Below are 25,151 nucleotides of genomic sequence, written 5' to 3'. Positions count from 1 at the left end.
TGTCCGTAGTTCACTGCGTGAGCCGATTCGTCGCTTTCGTGCTGCTCGTCGTACTCGGTGCCTGTTCCGCTCCGCCCGAGGAGGCCGCGACCCTGGAGGAGCTGGAAGCCGCAGCGGGCCCCGCCGTCGGCCCGCCGCAGGTGCTGCCGGGTGACATCGCGAAGCTGCGGGTGGAGCAGTCGCCCGCCGTGGGCCCGGTCGTAGCCGACCGCGATCACTACACGCTCTACCTCAACACCGAGGACGGCTCGTCGAAGTCGACCTGCCTCGAACCCGAGTGCACGCTCGTCTGGCCGCCGCTGCTGGCCGCCGGCGGCAAGATCGAGGCGCCCGAGCTCGACCAGAAGCTGCTCGGCACCATGAAACGCCCTGACGGCACGGAGCAGGTCACCATCGGCGGCCACCCTGTGTACCGCTACGTCGACGACGAGCAGGCGGGTGACGCGACCGGGCACGGCAAGGACGATCGTTGGTACGCCATCGCTCCGAACGGCTCGAAGGCCTCGCGCTGACGCCCGAGGGACCGAATATTCGGCGCTGACAAGCAGTCACGCCCAGACCACGCACGGGAACCGGCTGCTCGAAGGAGCAGCCGGTTTGTCGCGTTCGGGTTACTCGAACGATTCGTTTGTACCGGAATCCGGGAAACCGGTATCGCGCGGAACCGGTTTCGGGTAATCATCGTGAGAGCGCTCCCATAGACGCTGCCGCCGCACGAGCCCTCTCGGAGACCACATGGATCGCGACGACGTGCCCTACCTCGACGCCACGCTGCCGACCGCACACCGGGTCGCGGACCTCCTGGGCCGCATGACGCTGCCCGAGAAGGTCGGCCAGATGATGCAGCTGGACTCGAGGGAGGACCTGGACGACCACGTGCTGCGCAAGCACGTCGGCTCGATCCTGCACACCTCGCCCGAACGAGTGCTGCGCGCGCAAGACCTCACCACGCGGACACGGTTGCGGATCCCGTTGCTGATCGCCGAGGACTGCATTCACGGGCACTCGTTCTACGAGGGCGCGACGATCTTCCCGACCCAGCTCGGCATGGCCGCGACCTGGGACCCGCAGCTGGTCGAGCAGGTCGCACGGGTCACCGCCGTCGAGGCCGCCGCGACCGGTGTGCACTGGACGTTCTCCCCTGTCCTGTGCATCGCGCGCGACCTGCGCTGGGGCCGCGTCGACGAGACGTTCGGCGAGGATCCGGTGCTGATCGGCGAGCTCGCGGCCGCGATGGTCCGCGGTTACCAGGGCGACGGGCTGAAAGACGACACCGCGATCCTCGCCACCGCCAAGCACTTCGCCGGCTACTCCGAGACGCAGGGCGGCCGGGACGCGAGTGAGGCCGACCTGTCGCGGCGCAAGCTCCGCAGCTGGTTCCTGCCGCCGTTCGAACGGGTCGCGAAGGAGGGCTGCGCGACGTTCATGCTCGGCTACCAGACCACCGACGGCGTGCCGATCACGGTCAACTCGTGGCTGCTCGACGAGGTGCTGCGCGGCGAGTGGGGCTACCAGGGCACGTTGATCACCGACTGGGACAACGTCGGCCGCATGGTCTGGGAGCAGAAGCTCCAGCCCGACTACGCCCACGCCGCCGCGGCCGCCGTCAGGGCGGGCAACGACATGATCATGACGACCCCGCAGTTCTTCGAGGGGGCGCTCCAGGCCGTCGAGGACGGGTTGCTGGCCGAGTCCGACCTCGACCGCGCGGTCACCCGGATCCTCACGCTCAAGTTCGACCTCGGCCTGTTCGAGAACCCGCGCAGGCCCGACGCCGAACGCCAGCGCGTCATGATCAACCACGACGACCACGTGGCGCTGAACCTCCAGGTCGCGCGCCGGTCGCTGGTGCTGCTGCGCAACGACGGCGTGCTGCCGTTCAAGAAGGGCAAGATCGCCGTCGTCGGTCCTCTCGCCGACGACGCCCAGACCCAGCTCGGCGACTGGGCCGGGTCGTCCGGTCAGGCCGACTGGCTGCCCACCGGCCACCCGCGCGAGATGATCACCACGGTCCTCGACGGACTGCGCGAGCTCTCCTCGCAGGAGGTCACCTACGCGCGTGGTGCCGACATCCTGACGCTCGAACCGGACCCCGAGGGCGACACGTTCCCGGACGGCCAGCCGCGCCCGAAGATCGTCCAGCCGTGCGCGCCGGACGCGAACCTGATCGCCGAGGCGGTCGCTGCCGCGGAGGACGCGGACTACGTGGTCGCCGTCGTCGGTGACCAGATCGAACTGGTCGGCGAGGGACGGTCCACCGCCACGCTCGACCTCATCGGCGGCCAGATCGCCCTGCTCGACGCGCTCGCCGAGACGGGAAAGCCGCTGGTCGTGGTGCTGCTCGCGTCGAAGCCGCTGGTGCTGCCCGCCTCGGCTCGCAACGCCGCCGCGCTGCTGTGGGTCGCGAACCCCGGCATGCAGGGCGGCCGGGCGATCGCCGAGGTGCTGCACGGCCTGGTCGAGCCCAGCGGCCGGTTGCCGATCTCGTTCGCGGCGCACGCGGGCCAGCAGCCGACGTACTACAACCAGATCCGCGGCCAGCACGGCTCGCGCTACGCCGACCTGACGCAGGAGCCGGCGTTCGCGTTCGGCGAGGGCCTGTCGTACACGACGGTCGAGTACGGCGAGCTGCACGTCGAGACGGCGGTGCTGCGGCCGGACGAGACCGTCCGCGCCTCGATCACGCTGACCAACACCGGCTCCCGGCCCTCGCGCGAGACCGTCCAGGTCTACGTCAGCGACGCCGTCACGTCGGTGAGCTGGGCGGACAAGGAGCTCAAGACGTTCAGGCAGGTCGACGTGGAGCCCGGCGAGACCGTGAAGGTCGACCTCGAGCTCCCGGTCGCCGCGTGCACGATCGTCGACGCCGCGGGCAACCGCGTGGTGGAGCCCGGCGAGTTCGTCCTGCTCGTGGGGCCGAGCTCGAAGGACCTGCGCCGGGCCGAGTTCACCGTAAAGCCTCAGTTCTGAAGGGACCGGGAACGATCGTGAGGTAGCGGGGAGGAACCTCCACCGCCTTCGTGATCGCCTTCTTCACCGCCGGGACCAGGTCCGCGTCGACGAGTGCGACAGCGGGCCTGCCCGGCGGGTCGACCAGCATGCTGGCACCACGCGCACCCGCGGCCATTGCGGCACGCACCACCGCGTCCTGCTCCGGATCCGGATCCTGTGCCCGGTGGTACGCCGTCAACGCCGCCCCAAGATCGCCGCCATCCCACGCGTACGGCCGCTCCACCTGCGCTTCCATCCTGCGCACCCGCGTATCCACCACGAGTAAACGATGAACGGCGCATTTGTCCACCTGAGGTGAACGAATGCGCCGTTCATCGTGAGCGAAAGGGGTGTTGGAGAGATCGCGTAGCGCCAGGGCCACTGCCGTTCGGAGCGCTTCGCCCGCCGACAGGCCACTGCCCCGGGGGAGGTCGACGCTGCACATCAGGGTGGCGCCACCCGACATGCCGGCTACCGGTGCCGCCCAGGCCGGGACCTCGTCGGACGGCAGGAGGGCGCGTTCGGTCGGCCGGTTCACCGAAACCAGTTCGAGCCTGCCGTCGTCGCGCTGATCGCCCGCGACAATCGCGCCCCACTTCGCGGGCACCTTGAGAGCGCCACCGAGCAGGTTCAGCACGCCCGGCGCGTACCAGACGCCCTGAGCGGGCCTGCCGAACGTGCGCCGGAACGCGTGCGGCACCAGCCTGAGCTCCGGCGCGATCTCAGGCCGATCCGCGATGTCGATCACGACGTCTTCTGCGCCAGCAGGCGGTAGGCGTTGCCGCGGTCGCTGCGGTGCGCGAGGAACCGGTTCACCGTCTGGTCCAACGCCATCGCGACGAAGAACGCCGGGATTCCCAGCGACCACACCAGGAAGCTGCGGGTCCTGCGCAACCGCACGCGTTCCGGACGCCACGGCGCGGGCGTGCGCGGTGCGATGTTGCCGAGGAACAGCAGCAACGCGAGCGTGAAGTCGTTGCAGAGGTGGGCTTTCGACCGTTCCGTGGCCACGGTGGTCAGGCCGCGGTCGGCCAGCGCGTGCTCCAGGTTGCCGATCGGCATCATGTGCTGGTGCTGCGGCTGGAACCACGGCATCCAGTACTTCCCGAACAACCGCCCGAGCCGCCACTCCGGGTCCGGCAGCTCGATCAGCAGGTACCCGCCGTCGGGCAGCACGTCGGCCACGATGTCGAGCTCTTCCCACGGATCCCGCACGTGTTCCAGGTAGTGGTGCATGCTGATCACGTCGTAACGGCCCTTGAGCTCGCCCGCGAACTCCTTGAAGCTGCCCCGGTAGGCCTGCTCGATCCGGCCGAGCCTGGCCGCGTCCTCGATCGCCGCGCCCTGGTCCAGCCCGTCGAACGTCGTCTGCGGCAGAACCTCCTTGGCTGCCAGGCAGAAGTGCGCGTGTCCGGAGCCGACGTCCAGCCACCGCTCGGGCTTCGTGAACGGTTCCACCAGCCGCGCCCGGCCGTAGTAAGGATCGTTCTTGCCGGAGAACACCGCCTCCGCCGACGTCTCGCCGAGGCCGTCGTAGAAGTCGCGGTAGTAGAAGCCGAGGCCCTCTTCGGACAGTCGCGGGTTCTGCCAGACGTGTCCACATCGGACACAGCGGTCCATGGTGAACGTGCCGGGCTTGCGCTGCACCAGGTCCGTGGCGGTGACCCACCGGCGCAGGTCCTGGCTGCCGCACGACGGGCAGTCCTCGCGCGGCTTCTCGTGGAAGTTCCGGTCGCGGTTCTGCTCGTACCAGGGCGTCGCCTGCTTCAGGTGCTCAGCTTGGCGCCGCTCGGCCGTGGACTTCTTGCCACCGGCCGTGGAGAACCACAGGTACGGCGTGCGCACGAACCGCGGCACCCACAGGTCACGAGGCTTCAACGGCGTTCCGGCGAACACCAGGACCGGGTGCGCCCAGTAGGCAGCCAGTGCGGCAAGCCCCCACCGCCAGTCGGTGACCAGAGCGCCGACCACGGCCGCGTAGCCGATGACCGACCCCGCGATCCACAGCGACGGCCGCTTCCCGAACTGCCGCAACGTCGCCGCGCGGTACCCGAGGTCGTACGGCCCGGCCTTCAGCCCCGGCGCGACCGCGATGTCGACCCGCGCCCGCACGTGGTCCTTGACCCGCCGCACGAACGCGACGAACTCCGTGGGGTCGTCGCGGTTGATCTCCTCCGCGTACTCCGGCCGCACGAGCACGGCCTGCGACGCGCTGATCCCGCGCGCCCACTGGTCGTCGCGGTACTTGGCCGGGTCGACGGAGCCGAGCAGGTCGAGCGCGGCGACCGTCGGCAGGTCGGACGGCACGAGGTCGACGAGATCGTCCTCGGTCTGCCACGAACCTTCGGGATGCACGCCCGTAGCAGCCAGAAGCGTGTGCTCGCCCGCCCCCTGGGAGAGCACACGCAGTTTGGACGCGCGGGAACGCAGGCGCAGCACGTCCAAGAGGACGACGAGCACCACCAGCACGGTGAGGATCACCCGGCCACCACCTTCTCCAGTCGGTCGGCCGCGGCCGCTGCGCCGCCTGCCGCCAAGAACGACTCCCGCACCAGCTCCGCGGCGGCCGTGTACTCCGGCTCGTCCAGCACGGATTCCAATGCACTGCGAATATCTGCGGCACGCGCCCGCGAATAGGTCAGCCGCACGCCGGCCCCGGCCGCCACGACCTGGGCGGCAACGGTCGGCTGGTCGTCCCGGATCGGCGCCACGACCAGCGGCAACCCGTGCGCCAGCGCCTCGCACACCGTGTTGTGGCCGCCGTGCGTGACGACCGCGTCGAGGTGCGGCATCAACGCGAGCTGCGGCACCGACGGCAGCATCAGGACGTTCGGGGGCGCGGGCCGCGGCTCGGCCACCATGACGACCTGGAGGTCCAGTCCGGCCACGGCTTCCAGCGCCTGGCTGAGGAAGCGCTCGCCGGCCGGGCCGTTCAGGGTGCCGAGGGAAACGAGAACGCGCCGCCGTTCGGTCAGGCGCTCCCACGGGAAGTCCACCCGCTCCACCCGGTGCGCGAGTGCCGGGCCCACGAAGGCCACTTCCTCGCCGAACTCCTCCCCCACCAGCGCCGCCGAGCTGTACACCAACACCAGCCGGTCGGAGAATCTGATGTCCCCGCCCGCGAAGTCGTGCAGCAGGTCCCGCACCCACGCGTCGACCTTCGGCATCGTCCTCAACGGATTCACCAGCTCCGCCGACGTCGACGCCGACGTCACCCACGGCAGGCCCGCGGTCCGAGCCACCAACGGCCCTGCCAGCGCCTGCTGATCGGCGACCACCACGTCCGGGCCGAACAACGCGACCGCGTCCGACACACCGGGCACCATCGCGTGGCCGAGCGGGATGAGGAACTCTTCCCAGAAGAACTTCAGCACCGCCATCCCGCGCAACGCGAGCCACCGCTCCCGCTTCGCCCGGATGTCCGCCTCCAGGACGTCGTCGATCGCGGGGAAGATCTGCGCGTCGTCCGGCAGCAACGGCGCGAGCGTGCCCGGATGCCCGATCCACGCCACGGAGTGGCCGCGCGCCAGGAGTTCGCCGCCCACGGACGCGGTCGGGTTGACGTGGCCGGTCAGCGGCGGCACCACGAACAGGAACCGGCTCATGACGGCAACCAGTCCAGCAGCACGTCGAGCAGCTCGGCCGTGGCTTCCCGCAGAACCGTGTGCCCCAGCCCGGACACCACGTGCAGCCGGCACGACGGAATCCGTTCCTGCAGCTCGGCCGCGGCCCCGATCAGCTCGGACTCCGAGCCGAAGACCCCGAGCACCGGGCACTGGACCTGGGTGAGGTCGAGCTTCGCGCCCGAGCCGAGGTCGTCGATCAGCGTGGTGCCGTTGAGCAACGCGTGGGCGTTCACCGCGAGCTTCGCGATCTTCCGCTGGCCCAGAGCCATCAACTGGTCCTGCGTCCGGTCGAACTCCAGGCCCAGAGCGGCGACCGTCAACGTGTTCGTGATGTCCTCGAACCACGCGTCGCCGACCACGCCCCCGACGGCCGACTCGACGAGCACGACGCCGCCGACCCGCTCGGGAGCCTGGACCGCGGCGTGCATCGCGACGACGCCGCCGTAGCTGTTGCCCAGCAGGAAAACCGGCTCGGTCACGCCGATCTCGTCCAGCACGGCGACGAGGTCGAGTGCGCTTTCCTCGGGCGTGTAACCGGACGGCGGCCGTTCGGACAGGCCGTGCCCGCGCAGGTCGAACAGCACGGTGCCGAACCCGGCCTGGGCCAGCGGTGCGGCGAGCGTGTAGTAGAAGCTGGACAGGTTGTCCATCACCAGCCCGTGCACGAACACCACGGTCGGCGCGTCGGTGGGCCCGAGCCGCTGCACGTGGAAGCGCAGCCCGCGGGCGTGAACGTCAGACACGAGCCGTGATGTGGTCGACGAGACGGCCCACGGACATCGCCATGATCTCGTCGATGTCCATGTCCGCGAGGAACGCCACGAGGTCGACGCCGTAGTGCGCGTTGAGCTTGTCCGCCAGCGCGACGAACTCGATCGACTCCAGTCCCAGGTCGTCGCTGAACGTGGTGTCGCGGGTGATCTCCACGCCCAGCAGGAAGTCTGCCCCGACCACCTCGGTGATCAGCTTGGCGACCTGCTGCAGCACCTCGTCCATCAGTTCTCCGTCCTCACCCTGGCTGCTGCTGTTCCTCGTTCCGCGACGACCTCGACCCGCGGCACGGCGAACGCGCCGCGCACCCGGCCTGAGACGTCGACGGTCAGTTCCGCCGGGTAGATCGGCCCGGCCCCGCGGTCCCACAGCCACGCGCGCACGGCGTCCTTCGCCGCGATCACGCGCAGCAGCCAGTCCCGTTGCGCGGGCACGTCCAGCTCGCCGTAGTGCCGTCTCTCGGTGGAGTTCAGGTACCGGCGCATGATCAGGTCGCGCGTGGCGCTGTCGGACCAGTTCTCGACGACCCGCAGCCACTCACTGTCGCGAGTGGACAGCATTTCGGTGCCCGGCTTGAGCTTGACCTGCCAGATCCGGTCGTCCGTGGTGAACCGGCGGGTGGTCCAGCCGGTGATGCGGCACCACAGCTCGCCGTTCACGGTCAGCTCGGCGTCGGCGACCATCTCCTGGGCAGTCACCTCGCGGATCCAGGCAGTGCACCGGACGTCGCCCGTGGGAGCAGGTCCGCTGAAAGAGACCTGCTCGATCCCTGTCGGCAGCACGGTCTGGTCCTCGGTGCGACTGACCTGCATCCAGTGCCCGATCAGCTGTCCGGCGCTGTCCAGCAACGCACCCGGTGCGGGCAACGGCGTGAGCACGCCCGCGATCCCGTTGTCCGCCAGGCAGTCGATCTTCGTGACGCCCGCGAACGCAGGTCCGTGGAACATCCAGTTGTCGCTGTACAGCTCCTGGGCCGAGACGGGAGCCTCACGGACGCCCTGGAGCTCCTTGCCGACCGGTTGCACGGCGACCGGCGTCATCAGCACGACGCCCTCGGCGTAGTCGCCGACCTTGACGACGACCCGGTCCGGGCCCTCCGCACGGGCGGAGACCTTCACGGTCGTCGCGGGCAGTGCGGTGAGCCAGCGCTTGGCCTTCACCTGCGCGAACCCGTGCACGGTTCCGCCGGTGAGCCTGCGCGCGGCATCCGCGAACACCTCCAGCAGACCGGTCGCGGGCACGATCGGGAACCCGTCGGAGAGGTCGGTCCAGCCGGGCGGCTGTGGGAAAACCGAGTGGTCGACGAGCTCCGGCATGGTGCGCAACGAGAACTCGCGGGTGAACCCGGCCTCGTTCGGCCGCAGCGCGCTGACCACCTCGCGGGCGACGGCGTTGGTGTGGGCGAGCAACGCGTTGACCGCGGCCGACATCGGGGTGTCGTCGGCGACCAGCACCGGTTCCGCGCCGAGCGGGTCGACCTTGATCTTCGGCGTGCCGAGCCGGAGCTTGACCTTGTGGGCCGTGCCGCGCTTCAGCCCGAACGCCCACAACGCTTCCGGCGCGATGTCCGCGTTCACGGCGACGTGCGGCCGGTCGGAGAGCGTGTCGCCGACGAAACCCGGCAGACTTCCCTGTCCGATTTGGACGAACGCGCGGAAACCGGCCTGGTGCAGCCGTTCCAGCAACGGACGGAACCGCACGGGCTCGACGAGGTGGCGCAGGACCAGCTCGCGCACGTCGTCCGCGCGCATCGGTTCGAGGGAGTTCGCCGACCACACCGGAACGTCCGACTCGCGGACCGGCAGCCGGTCGAGCATCTCCCCGGCCTGCCCCAGGTACGGCGCGAGCGCCGGGGTGTGGAAGCCCGTGCGGAACGGCATCAGCTGCGCCATCACGCCGTTGGCCTTGAGCTTCTCCAGCACCCGTTCGAGGTCGTCGATCGGACCGCAGATCACGGACTGGTGCGGGCAGTTGTCGTGGCTGATCGTCACGGTCTCGGTGAGGTACTGCTCGGCGGTGTCGGCGGAGCACCCCAGTGCGGCGTAAGCGATGTCGACGACGGCGACCGCGCCAGGCCCGAGCGCGCCGACGAACTCGTCGATCGTCGGGTAGATGCCGCCGACGACCATGGCGGTCCACTCACCCATGCTGTGCCCGGCGAGCGCGCCCGGCGTGATGCCGAGCGCCATCAGCTCACGGGCCTCGCGGCGGCCGTCCTGCAGCAACGCCACGGCGTGGTCGACGACCTCACCGCTGAACTCGCGTTCGAAGCCGGGGAACAGGAACGCGACCTGGTCCGTGCTGGTCACCAACGGCTGCGGCGAGAACCAGATGTCGTGCCGGCCCGGCCACGCCTTGCCCTGGGCGAGCACGCGTTCGGCGAGCTCGAGCTTGCGCTCGTCCGGGTTGCCGACGGCGAGCCGGAACGCGCGGTCGGCGCTGGACGTGCGGCGTTCCTCCAGCGCCCTGGCCAGTTCCTCCGCGGTGTCGGCGGCGAACGTCATCACGGGCTTGCGGGGCTTGGCGATCGTGTGGCCGTCGAGGACGGCGTGCGCGTTGATCCCGCCGAACCCGAAGGCGTTCACCACCGCGCGGTGCGGTCCGGTCCACTCGCGGGCGGTCGTCACCGGCGTGAACCTGGTGCCCTGCAACGAGCTGTGCGGCTTCTCGACGTGCAGCGTGGGCGGCAGCGTGTTGTGGTGCAGGGCGAGGGCGGCCTTGATCAGCCCGGCCATCCCGGCGGCGGGCATGGCGTGGCCGATCATCGACTTCACCGTGCCGATGCCGATCTCGTCGCCCTGGTCACCGAACGCGTTGATCATCGTCTGCAGCTCGGCGGCGTCACCGGCGGGCGTGGCGGTGCCGTGGGCCTCGATCAAGCCCGGCGCGCTCTCGTGCGGGTCGAGGCCCGCGTTCGCCCAGGCCCGTCGCACGGCCAGGAGCTGGCCGTCGGGGTTGGGCGTCATCATGCTGGTCGCGCGGCCGTCGCTCGCGGTGCCGATGCCGCGGATCACCGCGTAGACGCGTTCGTCGCCGACGTCTTCGAGGCGCTTCAGCACGACCATGCCGACGCCCTCGGACAGCAGCGTGCCGTCGGCGCTCGCGTCGAACGGCCGGATGCGCTCGCTCGGACTCAGCGCGCGGAGCTGGGTGAACACGCTCCACAAGGTCGGGTGGTGACAGACGTGGACGGCGCCGGCGAGCATGGCGTCCGCGCGGCCCTCCTGGAGCTCGCGGACGGCGTGCTCGACGGCGACCAGCCCGGACGCGCAGGCCGCGTCGACGGTGTAGGCGGTGCCCTTGAGGTCGAACCGGTTGGCGATCCGGGACGCCGCGAGGTTCGGGACCAGGCCGATCGACGCCTCGGGCTGCTCGGGCCCCAGCCGGTCCCGGATGGCTTTCCTGACTGTGGTCAGGTCAGTGCCCGCCAGGTTCGGGAAGAGGTCCCGCACCACGGACACGACCTCGTCGGCGAGCCGGACGCGCTGGTCAAGACGCGCGCAACCGGGCGTGAGGTAACCGCCGCGGCCGACGACCACGCCGACGCGGTCCCGGTCGGGAAGTGCCGCTTCACCGCCCGCGTCCGCGATGGCCTCCGCGGCCGTGGCGAGCGCGAGCAGCTGGTCGGGTTCCGCGCCGTCCACTGTGGACGGCATGATGCCGAACCTGGTCGGGTCGAACTCCGCCAGGTCGTCGACGAAACCACCCTTGCGGCAGTAGAACCTGTCGCCGGTGGTGCTGTCCTGGTCGTAGTAGGTGGCCGGGTCCCAGCGGCCGGGCGGGATCTGCCCGATCGCGTCGACGCCGGAGACGATGTTGCGCCAGAACGTCGTGGCATCGGGAGCGCCGGGGAAGACGGCACCGATCCCGACGATCGCTATGCCTCCCATCGGTAGACCACCTGCACGTCCTGACCGTTCGCGATCTCGTTCAGCAACGCGTCGACGCCGTGGCGCGGCTCGATGAGCGGGATGCCGCGCCGCGCGTACTCGTCGGCGAGCCCGACGGCCATGCCCGCACCGGCCCAGGGACCCCAGTCGACGGCGACGACCCGCCGTTGGGTGCCCCAGAACCTGGCCATGCGGTCGAGCGCGTCGTTCGCGGCCGAGTAGTCGGCCTGGCCGCGGTTGCCGAACACCCCGCTGACGCTGCCGAACAGCAGCAGGAAGCCGTCCTTGCCAGAGATGTCGAAAGCCTTGGCGCCGTTGACCTTCGTCGCCCAGACGCGGTCGAACGACTCCTGGGTCTTGTCCGCGATCAGCTTGTCGTCCAGCACGCCCGCACCGTGGATGACACCGTCGAGGCGGCCGAACCTGGCCTTGATGTCGTCGACGACCTTGCCCACGGCGTCGGCGTCGGTGACGTCGCACTCGTGGTACCGGACGCTGGACGCCTTGGCGCGCAACCGTTCCAGGGTCTGACGAACTTCGCGTTCAGCGAGGATCTTGCGCGCCTTGGCGGGGACGCCCTTGGTTTCCCCGAGCTCGAACAACGCCTTCACGAGCTCGGGCTCGGTCGTGGCGTGGCTGAGCCTGTGATCTTCCGGTGTGATCGGGGTGCGGCCGATCAGCTCGACGTGGCAGCCGGTGCGTTCGGCGAGTGCGGTCGCGGCCAGTGCGGTGATGCCGCGGGCGCCACCGGTCAGCAGCACAACGCTGTCGGCGTCGAGGTCGAGGGCTGCGGTGTCCAGTTCAGTGGGGACCGCGTCGATGACCTGGCGCTTGCCCGCGTGGTAGCCGACGACGGCCGGTCCCGGCCCGATCTCGGCGAGGAGCGCGGTGGCGATGTCGCGGTGGCTTTCCTTGGTGTTGACGTCGACCGCGCGCACCACGAGGTCCGGGTACTCGAGCGCGGCCGTGCGGATCAGGCCGTGCAGGCCGATGTCCGCGGGCAGCTCGTCGGGCGTGTGGTCGAAGCCGAACGTGCCGCCGCCGGTGGTCACCACGACGAGGTTGACGTTCCCGGTCACGCATGCCTTGACCTCGCTGAACGCTTCCGGCAGCCGTGCGCCGAGCCTGATCACGACGTCGATCCCGGTCAGGTCGTCCGGGAACGTCGGCTCGATGCGCGGGCGGGCGGTGTGGCGTTCGAGGAGGTCGGCCAGTTCGAGGCCGATGCCGTTGTCGTCGATGATCAGCACGGTCTTGCCGGTGAGGTCGGCGGGTTCGGCGGGCTCACACGGCACGACCTTCGGGACGAGCCGGACGAGCCGGCCCTTCGTTGGCGCGTCTGCAAGTACCACCAACTGCGAGTTGGTGGTACTTGCAGACGCCTCTTGCCCAACGCCGAACCAGCCGACGATCCCGTCGATCGTCTTCAGCTGTGCAAGCTCGTCGACCGAACCCGTCGCCCCCAGCTCGGAGGCCAGCTCGCCCACGATCTCCGCACGCTTGATCGAATCGATCGAGAGGTCGGCTTCCAGGTCCAGCCCCGGCTGCAGCATCTCCACCGGGTACCCCGTGCGGGTGCTGATCGTCCGCAGCACGACCGCTCGGACGTCCTTCCCCGGAGCGCTGACCGGAGCGGCGGCACCGAACCAGCCGACGATGCCCTCGATCGTCTTGAGCTGCGCGAGCTCGTCCACCGAACCCGCCGCGCCCAGCTCGGCCACCAGTTCGCCGACGATCTCCGTGCGCTTGATCGAGTCGATCGACAGGTCGGCTTCCAGGTCCAGCCCCGGCTGGAGCATCTCCACCGGATAACCCGTGCGGGTGCTGATCGTCCTCAGCACCACGGTCGCGACGTCCTCCTGGGGCGCCGCCACCGGAACCACCACGGTCTGCTCGATCACCGGCATCGGCGCGGGAACCGGGGCGGGTGCGGTGCCGAGGTAGCTCAGCAGCACGTCGCGCTGGGCACTGACCGCGTCCCGCATGCCGTCCAGGAACTTCTCGACGATCTCGTCGCGTCCCAGTCCCGATCCCGTGCGCAGGGTCGGGAACTCGGTCGCGGGCCGGAGCCCACCGGGCAGTGCGTCGCCGTTCGCGTCCCGCACGAGTCCTCCATCCACGTACCAGGACGGCCGTTGCGGCAAGATCGTCGCCGGTTCGGCCCTGTCGTCGAACAGCGGCGCGGCGTCCACCTCGACGCCCGCGGCCGCGAGCTCAGCCAGCGTGCGCAGGAACGTCACGTGGTCGTCGCAGCGCAACGCCCGGTGCGGCCGGTCACCGAGCGTCTTGCCCACCAACGACGTCAGCACGCCACCGGGCCCGGCCTCGACGAAGATCCGCGCGCCCGCCGCGTACATCGACTCGATCTGGTCCACGAACCGCACCCGGCCCGCGAGCTGCGCGGACAGGCCGTCCCGGACGTCGGTGTGCGGCTCGGCGGTGACGTTCGACCAGACCGGGAAGGACGTCTCACCGATCGAAGTCGCCGCGAGACGAGCCGCGAACCGGTCGCGGGCGCCCGCCATGAGCCGGCTGTGGAACGCGGCGGCGACCGGGATGTTCTTGACCGTCAGCCCGGCGTTCTTCAGCAGCTCCACGGCGTTGTGCACGGCCTCGGTCGGTCCGGAGATCACGACCTGTTCGGGTGCGTTGTGGTTGGCCACCACGACGTCCGCCGGCAGCAGCGCCTCGACCTGGGCGAGCGGTGCGGAGACCGCGGCCATCGTGCCGGGATCCTCGCCGACGGCCTCCAGCATCGCCTCGGCGCGGGCCGCGCTCAGTTCCAGCAGCTCGGCAGGCCCGAAGACTCCGGCCGCGGACAACGCGACGAGCTCGCCGTAGCTGTGCCCGCCGGCCAGATCCGGCCGCACACCAACGGAATCGAGCAACTCGGTGACCATCAGCCCGGCGATGCCGAGCGTGGGCTGGGCGTTGCGCGTGTCCGTGATCTCCGCGCGCTGCCGTGAGACGTCCTCGGCCGTCAGCGCGGCCGGCGGGTACATCACGCGCTCGTAGCGGGCGTCGACGAAGTCCTTCAGCCGTGGGAAAGCCGTGACGAGGTCGAGCAGCATGCCCGGTCGCTGACTGCCCTGACCGGGGTACAGGAACGCGATCTTCGGCCGTTCGCCCGACCGCAGCCGGACCACGTCGCTCGAACGCCACGCCTCGACGTCCGTGAGCGCCTCGCGCAGGCTCTCGTGATCACTGACCACGAAGGCGGCCTGGACCGTACCTTCACCGCACGCCGCGGCCAGCGAGCGCAACGGCGTGCGGGAGTCCACCAGTGCGGCGAGGCGGGCGGCTTCTCGTTGTGCCGCAGCCCGGTCGTCGCCGCGAATCAGGAACAGTTCGGCGGGCCACACCGTCAGGCCGTGGCGCGGCTCGTCGGCGCCCGTGTAGCCGGCGAGCACGGTGTGGAAGTTCGTGCCGCCGAACCCGAACGCGCTCACGCCCGCGACCCGGTTGCTGCTCGCCCACGTGCGGTGGCCGAAGGTGAACGGGCTGGTCTGCGCGTCCCAGAAAGCGTTGGGCTGCTTGACGTGCAACGTGCCGGGCCGCACGCCGGTGTGCACGGCGAGCGCCGCCTTGATCACGCCCGCCAGGCCCGCCGCGCACTTGGTGTGGCCGATCTGCGACTTGACCGAGCCGATCGTGCAGGTGCCCGGTTCGACGCCGGAGAACATCTCGGTCAGCGACGCCAGCTCGGTGCGGTCGCCGACGACGGTTCCGGTGCCGTGCGCCTCGACCAGGCCGACGTCGGTCACCGGCACGCCCGCCGACGCGTAGGCACGCTTGAGGGCTCGCTGCTGGCCTTCCGGACGTGGCGCGGTGAGGCCCCTCGCCCGGCCGTCGCTCGACGCGCCGATGCCCTTGATCACCGCGTAGACGCGGTCACCGTCCTGTTCGGCGTCGGCGAGTCGCTTCAGGACCACGCAGGCCACGCCCTCGCCGAGCGCGATGCCGTCGGCCGTCGAGTCGAACGTCGCGCAGCGGCCCTTGGCGGACAAGGCCTTCACCGAGGCGAACATCTGGTAGTCGTGCGCGCTGTTGTGCAGATCGACCGCGCCGCACAGCACCATGTCGCTGGTGCCGCCGACGAGTTCCTTGCACGCCACGTCGAGTGCGGCGAGGCTGGACGCGCAGGCGGCGTCGACCGTGTAGTTCGCGCCGCCGAGGTCGAGCCGGTTCGCGACCCGCCCGGCGATCACGTTGCCGAGCACGCCGGGGAACGAGTCCTCGGTGAGCTTCGGCAGGTGGTCGTCCAGGCCGCGGACGCCCAGCGCGGGCAACGCGGTGCGGACCGTGTAGGCGTTCGCGAGGTCGGCACCGGCCTCGGCGCCGAAGATCACCGACGTGCGTTCGCGGTCGAACACGCGCGTCGCGTAGCCGGCGTCCTTGAGCGCCTGGGCAGAGACCTCCAGCGCCAGCAGCTGGGCCGGTTCGATCGAGGTCAGCGAGGCGGGTGGGATGCCGTAGGCGAGCGGGTCGAACGCCGTGCGCGGGAGGAAGCCGCCCCACCTGAACGGGCTGTCGTAGCGTTCCGGCGACCAGCGGTCCGGCGGGATCTCGGTGATCGAGTCGGTGCCTTTGAGCACGTTCGCCCAGAACTCGGCGACGTCGTGTGCGCCGGGCATGATCGCGGCCATGCCGACGATGGCCACGTCCAGCGGTTCGGGTTCGACGGTGTCCGCGCCGGTCTCGGGCAGCACGCCGGAGACGATGTCCTCGTGCAGCTCGGCGATCGTGGTGGTTTCGGAGCGCAGCGTCGCGACCTGGCCGATCATGAACATGCCTTCGCGGCGTTGCTCGTCCTCGCCGACCGCCTTCAGGCCCTGCTCATCGCGCACGAGCCCGCGGCTCGCGAGCCGGAGCCGTCCGAGGTTGAGCTGTTCGAGGCGCTCCCAGCTCTCCTGCTTCGGCAGTCCGGCCAGCTCTTTCCGCGTCTGCTCGAACGTGTCCACATAGGACGACTGCGCGCACCGGACCGCGTGGCCGGGCGAGGTCTCCAGCAGGGCGGTGTCCTCGCACTCGATCGCGATCTGCTGGAACACCGGCTGGATCGCGCCGTGCGTGACGGCTTCCTCGGTGAACAGGTAGGCCGTGCCGACGAGAACGCCGATCGCCGCGCCCCGTGCCGCGAGCGGCGCGGTCATCGCGGAGATCATCGCGGCCGACCGAGCGTCGTGGATGCCGCCCGCGAAGAGCGCGACGACGTCCTTCTCGCGCCCCTTGAGCACATCGATCTGCTGCTGCCACAACGTGAAGCTGGTCCGGGGGCCGGTGTGCCCGCCGCACTCCGAGCCCTCGAAGACGAACTTGCGCGCGCCCTCGTCGAGGAACCGGCGCAGCAGCGCGGGCGACGGCACGTGCAGGAACGCCTCGATGCCGGCGTCCTCGAGCTCGCGTGCCTGCGCGGGCGTGCCACCGGCGACGATCGCGTACCTCGGACGGGTATCGAGCACGGCTTCCATTTGCCTGGCGCGGAGCTCCGGCGGCGCGAAGCCGAGCAGGCCCACGCCCCACGGCCGGTCACTGAGCTTCTCGGCGGTGTGCACGAGCAGCTCGCGGACGGCCGCGCCCTCCATCAACGCGAGCGCGAGGAACGGCAGCGCACCACCTTCGGCGACGGCCGCGGCGAACGCGGGCTGGTCGCTGACCCGCGTCATCGGCCCTTGCGCGATCGGGTAGCGCAAGCCGGGCACGCGGTCGCAGAACGCCCCGCCCGCACGGATCGCGCGGTGCTCACCCGCCAGGGTGAGATTCTCGCGAATGCCCCGCTGAATGGCGCCGACCACGCCTCCAACGGTTCCAAACGAGGTACGGTTGAATTCGGCGAACGCGCCTTCCTGACCTATTTCCAGCGCGTTCTGCCGAACATGCACGCGTAACCCGTCGTTCACGACGGTGTCGGCGCCGTCCATCATCCGGACCGCGTTGACAATTTCGCCGGAAATCTGTTTTCGAACCTCCGCGACCAGGGTGAGCTGGCCTTCCAGCACCACTCCGCGCGCCCCACCCGCGACCGCCGCGGCAGCCGTGTCGGGCCCGATCGACCCGCCCACCCAGACCGGCAGATCGGTCAGCGCGAGCACCTGCTGGAGCAACACGAACGCGGGCGAACCACCCACCCGGCCACCGGATTCGGCGCCCTTGGCGATCAGCCCGGCAGCCCCGAACTCGATCGCCTCGACAGCCTCGGCCGCCGAGGTGACCAGTACTATCGTTCGCCGTTCGCCCAGTTCAGCTTTGGTGGGGACATACTCGGCGAGATCAACGACGACGATGTCGGCTTCTTCCGGCAGGTCGACCGTCAACGGCCCGTGCAGCCGCACCCCGAACGCGCGCGGGTGACGCTTCAGGACGCGGCCAAGATCAGCGGCAGCGTCCGGCCCGAGGTCGAGCACGCCGACCGCGCCCGCTCGTTCGGCCGCGACCACGAAGGCCGGGTTGGGGGTGCTGAACGGACTCAGACACAGCACCCGTTCTCGATCCGACAGCATGTTCACTGCGCTCGCTTCCTCACCGTGCAGGGGTGGGGAGAAAGGAATTCAGTTCGCTACCTACTCGCCAGTACTTTGCGTGGCCAACCGTACGCACAAACCACCGGCGGCGTCGAGAGGGGTGATGAAACTTTCTCACTTACGTAACCTGACGAATGGCCCCAGATGGCGGGCCGCGCTACGCCAGTTCGCGGATGGCGTGCCGTGCTATGGCATCCGCCTCGGCCGCACGCATCGCTCGTGCGAGGTCCTCGAACGGGAAGTGCGTACTAGTTCGTCGAAAGAAAAACATCGGGCCGCGGCCCCCTCACGCCAGCACCTCCGCCACATCCGCCCGCACCGCCAGCGCCCGCCCCTCCAAGTCCGCGGGCACCTCCGCGTGGTCCCGGTTGATCCGCACCAGCCGAGCCCCGGACAATCCCCGAACCAGCGACTCCACCGGCCACCGGATCACCCCGGGCGTGCTGTACCCGGCCCCGATCTCGATCACCAGCACCCCATCTCCCAGCCACTCCCGCAACCGACGCCCGGCAGGTTCGTAGTGATCGGGCACGTACTCCGGCCCCTTGTGCACGTTCAAGAACACCTCTCCCCCACACCGCGGGCACGACGGCACGGCGGACGTCTCCCCGGTCGACGCGTCACAGCTCTCCAGCGCCGCCGACACGATCGGTCGGCTCGGCCACGTCTCCCGCGTGCACGGCGTCTCGCACTGGTACCGGCCGTAGTCGCCCTGCGGCGTCCACACCCGCTCCGAGGCGAACCCGTTGCGCGCGAACAGTCCATCCACATTGGACGTCACAACGAAGTGGTCCCGCTCCCCGGCCATCTCCCGCAACCGCGCATACACCGGGTTCGGCGCAGCCCCGAACCGGATGTCGTCGACGTGCACCGACAAGTAGCCCCACAGCAGCCGCGGCGGCAACGGCAGCCCGATCAGCTGGTACCTGTTCCACAGGCCTTTTCGGTGCAGCGCAGGAAAAAGTTCCGCGAACCGCGCACCATCGGCGTAGTCGTAGCCGGCCGCAGCCGACAACCCGGCACCGGCCGCGATCAACACGCGGTCCGCAGAGTCGAGCCACCGTTCCAGCGTCACAACAACTCCCGGTAGATGACCTCGTCCTGAGCGCTGAACGCCACGAACACCACACGATCGAACCGGCCGGGATTCCGGCCCAACCACGAACGAACCTCAGCCACAGCGATTCGCGCCGCCGCACGCTTGGGAAACCCGAAGATCCCGGTGCTCACACCGCAAAACGCCAGCGTGCGGATCTCGGGCACCGAAGCAGCCAGGTCCAGACACGACCGGTAGCACGATGCCAGCGAAGACTCGTGCGACAACAGCAGAGGCCCGCGCACGATCGGGCCCACCGTGTGCAGCACGTAGGACGCAGGCAGGTGGTAGCCGCGGGTGATCTTCGCGGTGCCGGTCGCCTCGGGCGTGCCCTGCAGCACCATGATCCGGTGACAGTCCTCCCGCAGCCGGGGTCCGGCGGCGGAGTGGATCGCGTTGTCCACACAAGGGTGCATCGGCTGGAAGCAGCCCAGCAGCGCGTCGTTGGCGGCGTTCACGATCGCGTCCACCATCAGCCGGGTGATGTCGCCGCGCCACACCACAACAGACGCGGGCAACCCCACAAGCCGTTGCTGGCGTTCACCGCCCAGCAACGCATCCAGCACGGCCATCAACTCGGGATCCAGAGGCGCCGGCGAGCGGACCGTCAGCACCGCGCGCAGCAAGCGTCGGCGGGCATCGACGTCGGACGGCACCGGGACGTCGAGCATGCGCAGGGCGAGGGCCGTCAACGCGTCGAGCTTCTCGACCGGCGCGGGCGCGCTGAGCGGGCGGAACGGCTCGTCCAGCGCGACCTCGTGCCGGTAGTCGGAAACGAGCACCGCGACTCAGAACAGGCCGTTGGAGTGCGGCAGGGAGGCGGGGATCGGCGCGATCACGTCCCAGTGCTCGACGATCTTGCCGTCCTGCACGCGGAACAGGTCCCAGTACGCCACCGGCTCGCCGAACTCGCCCTCCGACTGCAGCAGAACGAGATCGCCCTCGGCCACGACCTGGTGCACGGTCTTGTACACGAGGTTCTTGCCCTCCGCGGCCCACTTGCCCGCGGCCGCGCCGAAGCCGTCGAGGCCGTCCGCGGCCTCCGGGTTGTGCTGGAGGTAGGTCTCGGTCGAGATGTAGTCGGTCAGCACCGAGTAGTCGGCGTCCTGCAGGACCCGCTGGGCGAACTCGGCGACCAGCGCACGGCTCTGTTCGGTGTCGGCACTCGAAGGCGCCTGGGGTCCGTCCGTCTGGGACCGGCCACTCGCCGTCTCGGAGACCACGGGTGTGAGCGCGTCCCAGTGCTCGGCGAGCTTGCCGTCGGCCACCCGGAAGAGGTCGAACGCGACCAGCGGCTCCGGCGCGAAGCCGTGGTAGATCCCGTGCAGCGCAACGAGGTCACCGTCGGCGATGACGCGCGCCAGTTCGTAGCGGAAGTCGGACGGCAGGCTCGCGACGAGCCCGCGCAACGCCTCAGGTCCGTCTGCGGCCAGCGAGCTGTGCTGGCGGTAGTCCGCGGCGACCCAGCGGTCCACAGCGGACGGGTCCTTGTCGCCGAAGAGTTCACCTGCGGCCTTGAGCACCAGTTCCTTGTTGTTCATGGCTCCAAAGATGTCCCAGCACCACCCCGAAAACGAGGTAGGATCACGCCTCACCATGGTCAAAAGTGGACAGGTTGCCCAGTTCGGCTTCAGCAACCCCGACCGGGGCCAGCTGGGCGTGGAAGTGCTCGATCTCGCCGTTCTCCGCCGCCGGGTCAGCGAGGAAACGTTCACGAAGGTGCACCGCACCGACTTCCACCAGCTGTTCCTGTTCACCAAGGGCACTGCGACGACCATGGTCGATTTCGTGGACCACCCGTGCTCGTCAGGCACGCTGCTGCACGTCACCCCCGGCCGCGTGCTGCGCCTGCCCGACGGCGACGCCGACGCGCTCCTGGTGCTCTTCACGCCCGCCTTCCCGCCTCCGCTGGACGGCGCGCGCCCGTTGCTCAACCCGTTCGGCCCGCCGCAGCGCACGGTCCCCAGGGCCGAGCAAGGCGTCATCACCCGCGCTGTCGGCGACCTCCGGCAGGAGTACCGCCGCAACCTGCTCACGAACGAGCCGATCGACCTGCTCCGGCAGCTGCTGGGCGCGTTGCTGCTGCGCCTCGCCCGCCTCCCCACGAACGCCGGCAGCACTCACAGCGACGCCCGGTTCGAACGCTTCCAGCACGAACTGGAACGCTCGTTCGCGACCACGCGCAACGCCGCCGAGTACGCGGCCCGCATCGGCTACTCGCTGCGCAGCCTCAACCGCATCTGCCTCGCCGCGACCGGGCGGTCGGCGAAGGCGTTGATCGACGCCCGCGTGGCGCTCGAAGCGAAACGGCTGCTCGTGCACACGGACCTGTCGTCGGCGGCGATCGGGCACCGGCTCGGGTTCAGCGAGGCCACGAACTTCACCAAGTTCTTCACCCGCGAGACGGGTGTGTCACCAGGCGCGTTCCGCCAGTAGCTGGTCGATCGCGTGCTGCGCGATGCCGACCACGAACGGGTTCGTGTCGCGGTAGTAGGGCAACGCGAGCACCGCGAGGTGCAACGCCCATCCACGTGCGCGGGCCCAAGTGGCGTCGTCGAAGTCGAGCTCTCGCCGGAACGCCTTGCGGCCGCGTTCGTCGAGGAACAGCCACGCGGTCATGAGGTCCCCTGCCGGATCACCGACGCCCGCGGAACCCCAGTCGATCACGCCGGTGAGCGCACCGCCGGTGAAGAGCAGGTTGCCGCGGTGCAGGTCGGCGTGCAGCCAGCGGCCGGGCCGGTCCCAGCGCGGCGCGTCGAGAGCCTCCTCCCAGACCCTCACCAGCCGCGGATCGCCGCCGATCTCGGTGATGCAGCTGCGCACTTTCTCGTCAGCGCTGGCGGGAGAGAGGCGGCCGCGGTACGTCGTCCACGGCTCACCCGTGGCGTCGACGCCCTGCAACGCCTGCACCAGCTCGGCCAAGCGGATCGCGGTGTCGTCGTCGACGGCGTCGATCGTGGAGATGTCGCCGCCGAGCCAGCGCACCACGGACCAGCGGTACGGGTACCCCAGCGCGGGTTCGCCGAGCTCCAGCGGTTCCGGCACCGCGACGGGAAGGTGCGGCGCGAACTTCGGCAACCTCACGGCGTCGCGGTCGCCCTGGCCGTTGGCCCACTCGATGCGCGGGAGCCGCACCGCGAGCTCGTCGCCGAGCCGGTAGATCGCGTGGTCGGTGCCGCCGTGCCGGACCTGGGTGATCGGGAGTCCGTGCCAGCGCGGGAACTGCGTGCGGATCAGTTCGTCCACAAGGGACACGTCCGTCGCGATCTCGTCCTCGTGCATGCACTCCCCTTCGAGGCGCGGTGTCCCTGCATGCAACACCGGGCCTGACAGGCGGAGCAACCTGTTTTATCCCGCCCGTCGGTCGGCCAGGCGCACCACGTTCCGCGACCTCTCGACCCGCACGCGCCCGTTCGACGCGACCAGGTATCCGACGCCGCGCACGGTCTGGATCACGTCCGCCGCGTCACCGAGTTTCTGCCGCACGCGCCGGACGTGCACGTCGACCGTGCGCGCACCGCTGTACACGTCGTCGACCTCCCACACGGCCGAAAGCAGCTCACGGCGGCGGTGCACGCGGTCCGGGTGCCCGCACAGGTGCAGCAGCAGCTCGAACTCGAGCCTGGTGAGCTCGACGGGCACGTCCCGGACGAGCACCTGGCGCGTGTGCGGCAGGATCCGGACGTCCACGTCCTCGAGCACCGGTTCCGCAGCCTGCACCAGGCCCACGTCCTTCAGCGCGCCGAGGAGCCGCAACGCGGTGTCCTCGTCCTCCGTGTCGATGGTGATGCTGAAACGCATGACACCTCCTCGGCCAGGTCTTCGGGAGACCTCGCGTGATCTGTCCTTTGAGGACACGACGGTGGGCGTGCCGGTAGTGCCTGCGGCTCACGTTAGGGACCGGCCGATCGCCCGGGCAAGGACGTCCACGTGCTGAACAACCGTCGGACACCGAGGCGATCCTTGCCTTGACGTGCACGTCAAGGTTTAGCGTTCCTGCCATGAGGATCGGCGAACTGGCCAAGCGAGCCGGCACCACCACGCGTGCGCTGCGCTTCTACGAGTCCCAGGGCTTGCTGGAGGCACAACGCACGTCCAACGGTTACCGCGAGTACGACGACCACGACCTGCGGCTGGTGCGGGAGATCCAGTCGTTGCAGGCCGTCGGCATGTCGCTGGAGGACACCCGGCCGTTCGTGGCGTGCCTGCGCGCGGGCCACGAGTCCGGCGACTCGTGCCCGGACTCGCGGGAGGTCTACCGGCGCAAGCTCGCCGAGGTGGACGCGTGTCTGGACCGGCTCAACACCGTCCGGGAGTTCCTGCTGGCCAGGCTCGCCTTCCAAGACCCGTGCCTCGTGGCCGAACCCAAGGAGTTCCAGTGCAGCTGACCGACGCCACGTTCGCCTCTGAAACGCGGACCGGCACCGTGCTCGTCGAGTTCTGGGCGCAGTGGTGCGGACCGTGCCACATGCTCTCGCCCGTGCTCGACGAGATCGACCGCGAGCGAGACGACCTGAAGGTGCTCAAGATCAACGCGGACGAGAACACCGCCACCGCACGTGACTACCAGGTCATGTCGCTGCCGACGATGCTGTTGTTCCGCGACGGCGTGCCGATCCGGCAGATCGTGGGAGCGCGTCCCAAGTCCCGGCTGCTGGCCGAACTGGATGCCGCGCTGAGCGCGTGACCCGCCTATCTTGAGCGCATGCTCGGTCTCGAACTCGTAGTGGTGCTGGGCGTGTGCATCCTGGCGAGCAGCGTCGCGTCAGGACGGTTGCGCGTCGCCGCCCCGGTCCTGCTCGTCCTGTGCGGCGCGGTGCTCGGCTTCGTGCCGGCCCTGGAGTCGGTGAGCCTTCCGCCGGAAGCGATGCTGCTGATCTTCCTGCCCGCGTTGCTGTACTGGGAGAGCCTCAACACCTCGTTGCGGGAGATCCGCAGCAACCTGCGCCCGATCGTGCTGCTCAGCACGCTGCTCGTGCTCGCCACCGCCGCGGCGGTGGCGGCCGTCGCCCACGCGCTGGGCCTCGGCTGGGGTCCGGCGTGGGTGCTCGGCGCGGCGCTGGCCCCGACCGACGCGACCGCCGTCTCGGCCATCGCACGGGGCATGCCGCGCCGCACCACGACGATCCTGCGCGCCGAGTCGCTGATCAACGACGGCACGGCGTTGGTCATCTACGCGATCGCGGTGGCCATCACTACCGGAGAACAGCAGTTCAGCACCGGCCTCGTCGGCTTCCGGCTGCTGCTGTCCTACGCGGGCGGCGCGGCGGCCGGGCTGCTCGTGGCGTGGCTCGTCGTGCAGGTGCGCAAGCGCCTGGACAACCCCGTGCACGAGACCTGCGTCAGCATCCTCACCCCGTTCGCCGCCTTCCTGCTGGCCGAACTCGTCCACGGCTCGGGCGTGATCGCGGTGGTGACCTGCGGCCTCACGCTGGCCCGTGTCGGCCCGCGGATCGTGCGCGCCGACACCCGCCAGGTGAGCACCGCGTTCTGGAGCATCGCCACGTTCCTGTTGAACGGCGCCCTTTTCGTCCTGATCGGACTCCAGGCCAACAGCGCCGTCCGCTCGCTCGACGGCTCGGAGATCCTCACCGCGGCCGGCGCGATCGGTCTGGTGGCACTGACCGTGGCGGGCACGCGCCTGCTGTGGAGCTACACGACCCCGTACATCATCCGGGCCATCGACCGCCGCCCCCAGCAACGTCTCCGCAGGGTGGGCGCCCGCCAACGCCTGGTGTCGTCCGCTGCGGGCTTCCGCGGCGCCGTGTCGCTGGCCGCCGCGCTGGCTGTGCCGGAGACCGTCGTCGGAGGCGGCCCGTTCCCGTTCCGCGAGGAGATCGTCCTGATCACGTCCGGCGTGGTCGTGCTGACGCTGGTCGTGCAGTCGGTGATGCTGCCGTCGATCATCCGGTTCTCCCAGCTGCCCGAGGACACGGCCCTGGACGAGGAGCTCCGGCTGGCCCAGGCGACGGCCTCCGAGGAGGCCTACGAGGCACTGCCCTCGCTCGCGGACAAGGTGGGCGTGTCGGACGTCGTCTACAAGCGCGTGCTCGCCGAGTACGAACACCACCTGGAGGTCAGGCGGGCCAAGGAGGCCGGTGACGAGGAGGTGGCGCAGTCCGAGCTCGAGTACACGACGCTGCGGCTGGAACTGATCGCGCACAAGCGGGCGACCGTGGTGCGGCTGCGCGACGAGGCGGCGATCGACGACACGGTGCTGCGGGCGGTGCAGCGGCGGCTGGACGTCGAGGAGGTG

General features: G+C 70.0%; 18 protein-coding genes. 6 read left to right on the top strand and 12 right to left on the bottom strand.

Annotated elements, in window-relative coordinates; genetic code table 11:
- Positions 1-17: 17 nt before the first annotated feature.
- Together ACFOWZ_RS47850 and ACFOWZ_RS47845 are read left to right on the top strand one after the other, a co-directional pair.
- Complete coding sequence (locus ACFOWZ_RS47850; RefSeq protein ID WP_382381378.1) at positions 18-512, top strand: COG4315 family predicted lipoprotein; 495 nt, start codon at positions 18-20, stop codon at positions 510-512.
- Positions 513-735: 223 nt separating this feature from the next.
- Entirely contained in the window at positions 736-2,970 is a 2,235-nt protein-coding gene (locus tag ACFOWZ_RS47845; protein WP_382381376.1) for an exo-beta-d-1,3/1,6-glucosidase, read from the top strand.
- Here the strand turns inward: ACFOWZ_RS47845 and ACFOWZ_RS47840 are convergent.
- The 10 genes from ACFOWZ_RS47840 to ACFOWZ_RS47795 all read right to left on the bottom strand — a co-directional run bounded on the left by ACFOWZ_RS47840 (position 2,948) and on the right by ACFOWZ_RS47795 (position 20,436).
- Positions 2,948-3,739, bottom strand: a complete 792-nt coding sequence (locus ACFOWZ_RS47840; RefSeq protein WP_382381374.1) for a hypothetical protein — start codon at positions 3,737-3,739, stop codon at positions 2,948-2,950. The genes ACFOWZ_RS47845 and ACFOWZ_RS47840 overlap by 23 nt on opposite strands.
- Complete coding sequence (locus tag ACFOWZ_RS47835) at positions 3,736-5,472, bottom strand: methyltransferase domain-containing protein (RefSeq protein ID WP_382381372.1); 1,737 nt, start codon at positions 5,470-5,472, stop codon at positions 3,736-3,738. Before ACFOWZ_RS47835 ends, ACFOWZ_RS47840 begins: the two co-directional genes overlap by 4 nt.
- Complete coding sequence (locus tag ACFOWZ_RS47830; RefSeq protein WP_382381370.1) at positions 5,469-6,596, bottom strand: glycosyltransferase; 1,128 nt, start codon at positions 6,594-6,596, stop codon at positions 5,469-5,471. The genes ACFOWZ_RS47835 and ACFOWZ_RS47830 overlap by 4 nt, the downstream gene beginning before the upstream one ends.
- Positions 6,593-7,360, bottom strand: a complete 768-nt coding sequence (locus tag ACFOWZ_RS47825; protein WP_382381368.1) for an alpha/beta fold hydrolase — start codon at positions 7,358-7,360, stop codon at positions 6,593-6,595. Before ACFOWZ_RS47825 ends, ACFOWZ_RS47830 begins: the two co-directional genes overlap by 4 nt.
- Positions 7,353-7,613 carry an acyl carrier protein gene (locus ACFOWZ_RS47820; protein WP_030467361.1) on the bottom strand — a complete coding sequence of 87 codons (261 nt, stop codon included), beginning with the start codon at positions 7,611-7,613 and terminating at the stop codon, positions 7,353-7,355. Before ACFOWZ_RS47820 ends, ACFOWZ_RS47825 begins: the two co-directional genes overlap by 8 nt.
- Positions 7,613-11,278, bottom strand: a complete 3,666-nt coding sequence (locus tag ACFOWZ_RS47815; RefSeq protein WP_382381366.1) for a beta-ketoacyl synthase N-terminal-like domain-containing protein — start codon at positions 11,276-11,278, stop codon at positions 7,613-7,615. Before ACFOWZ_RS47815 ends, ACFOWZ_RS47820 begins: the two co-directional genes overlap by 1 nt.
- Positions 11,266-17,778: an SDR family NAD(P)-dependent oxidoreductase gene (locus tag ACFOWZ_RS47810; RefSeq protein WP_382381364.1), complete on the bottom strand. Its 6,513-nt coding sequence runs from the start codon at positions 17,776-17,778 to the stop codon at positions 11,266-11,268. The genes ACFOWZ_RS47815 and ACFOWZ_RS47810 overlap by 13 nt, the downstream gene beginning before the upstream one ends.
- Positions 17,779-18,085: 307 nt before the next feature.
- Positions 18,086-18,874: a hypothetical protein gene (locus ACFOWZ_RS47805; RefSeq protein WP_382381362.1), complete on the bottom strand. Its 789-nt coding sequence runs from the start codon at positions 18,872-18,874 to the stop codon at positions 18,086-18,088.
- Positions 18,871-19,677 (bottom strand): protein-ADP-ribose hydrolase, encoded by an 807-nt coding sequence (locus ACFOWZ_RS47800; protein ID WP_382381360.1) that lies wholly within the window; start codon positions 19,675-19,677, stop codon positions 18,871-18,873. Before ACFOWZ_RS47800 ends, ACFOWZ_RS47805 begins: the two co-directional genes overlap by 4 nt.
- Positions 19,678-19,683: 6 nt before the next feature.
- On the bottom strand, positions 19,684-20,436 hold the full coding sequence (locus ACFOWZ_RS47795; RefSeq protein WP_382381358.1) for a nuclear transport factor 2 family protein: 753 nt from the start codon (positions 20,434-20,436) through the stop codon (positions 19,684-19,686).
- A gap of 55 nt (positions 20,437-20,491) precedes the next feature.
- Here ACFOWZ_RS47795 and ACFOWZ_RS47790 point away from each other — a divergent pair, with 55 nt between their 5' ends.
- Complete coding sequence (locus ACFOWZ_RS47790; RefSeq protein ID WP_382381356.1) at positions 20,492-21,331, top strand: helix-turn-helix domain-containing protein; 840 nt, start codon at positions 20,492-20,494, stop codon at positions 21,329-21,331.
- Here ACFOWZ_RS47790 and ACFOWZ_RS47785 read toward each other — a convergent pair.
- A complete protein-coding gene (locus ACFOWZ_RS47785) occupies positions 21,308-22,177 on the bottom strand; it encodes an aminoglycoside phosphotransferase family protein (protein WP_382381354.1) in 870 nt (289 codons plus the stop codon). The genes ACFOWZ_RS47790 and ACFOWZ_RS47785 overlap by 24 nt on opposite strands.
- 66 nt (positions 22,178-22,243) lie before the next feature.
- Positions 22,244-22,696, bottom strand: a complete 453-nt coding sequence (locus ACFOWZ_RS47780) for a winged helix-turn-helix domain-containing protein (RefSeq protein WP_382381352.1) — start codon at positions 22,694-22,696, stop codon at positions 22,244-22,246.
- A 200-nt stretch (positions 22,697-22,896) separates the two neighbouring features.
- Between ACFOWZ_RS47780 and ACFOWZ_RS47775 the strand changes: the two genes are divergently transcribed.
- The 3 genes from ACFOWZ_RS47775 to ACFOWZ_RS47765 all read left to right on the top strand — a co-directional run.
- Complete coding sequence (locus tag ACFOWZ_RS47775; RefSeq protein ID WP_382381350.1) at positions 22,897-23,283, top strand: MerR family transcriptional regulator; 387 nt, start codon at positions 22,897-22,899, stop codon at positions 23,281-23,283.
- Positions 23,274-23,582, top strand: a complete 309-nt coding sequence (gene trxA / locus ACFOWZ_RS47770; protein ID WP_030467369.1) for a thioredoxin — start codon at positions 23,274-23,276, stop codon at positions 23,580-23,582. Before ACFOWZ_RS47775 ends, trxA begins: the two co-directional genes overlap by 10 nt.
- A gap of 18 nt (positions 23,583-23,600) precedes the next feature.
- The coding region (locus tag ACFOWZ_RS47765; protein WP_382381348.1) for a Na+/H+ antiporter at positions 23,601-25,151 on the top strand (1,551 nt) is incomplete at its 3' end.

Origin of the sequence: Lentzea rhizosphaerae (assembly GCF_042649515.1) — a bacterium.
Classification (GTDB): Bacteria; Actinomycetota; Actinomycetes; order Mycobacteriales; family Pseudonocardiaceae; genus Lentzea; species Lentzea aerocolonigenes.
This window is presented reverse-complemented; position numbering and strand designations above follow the sequence as displayed.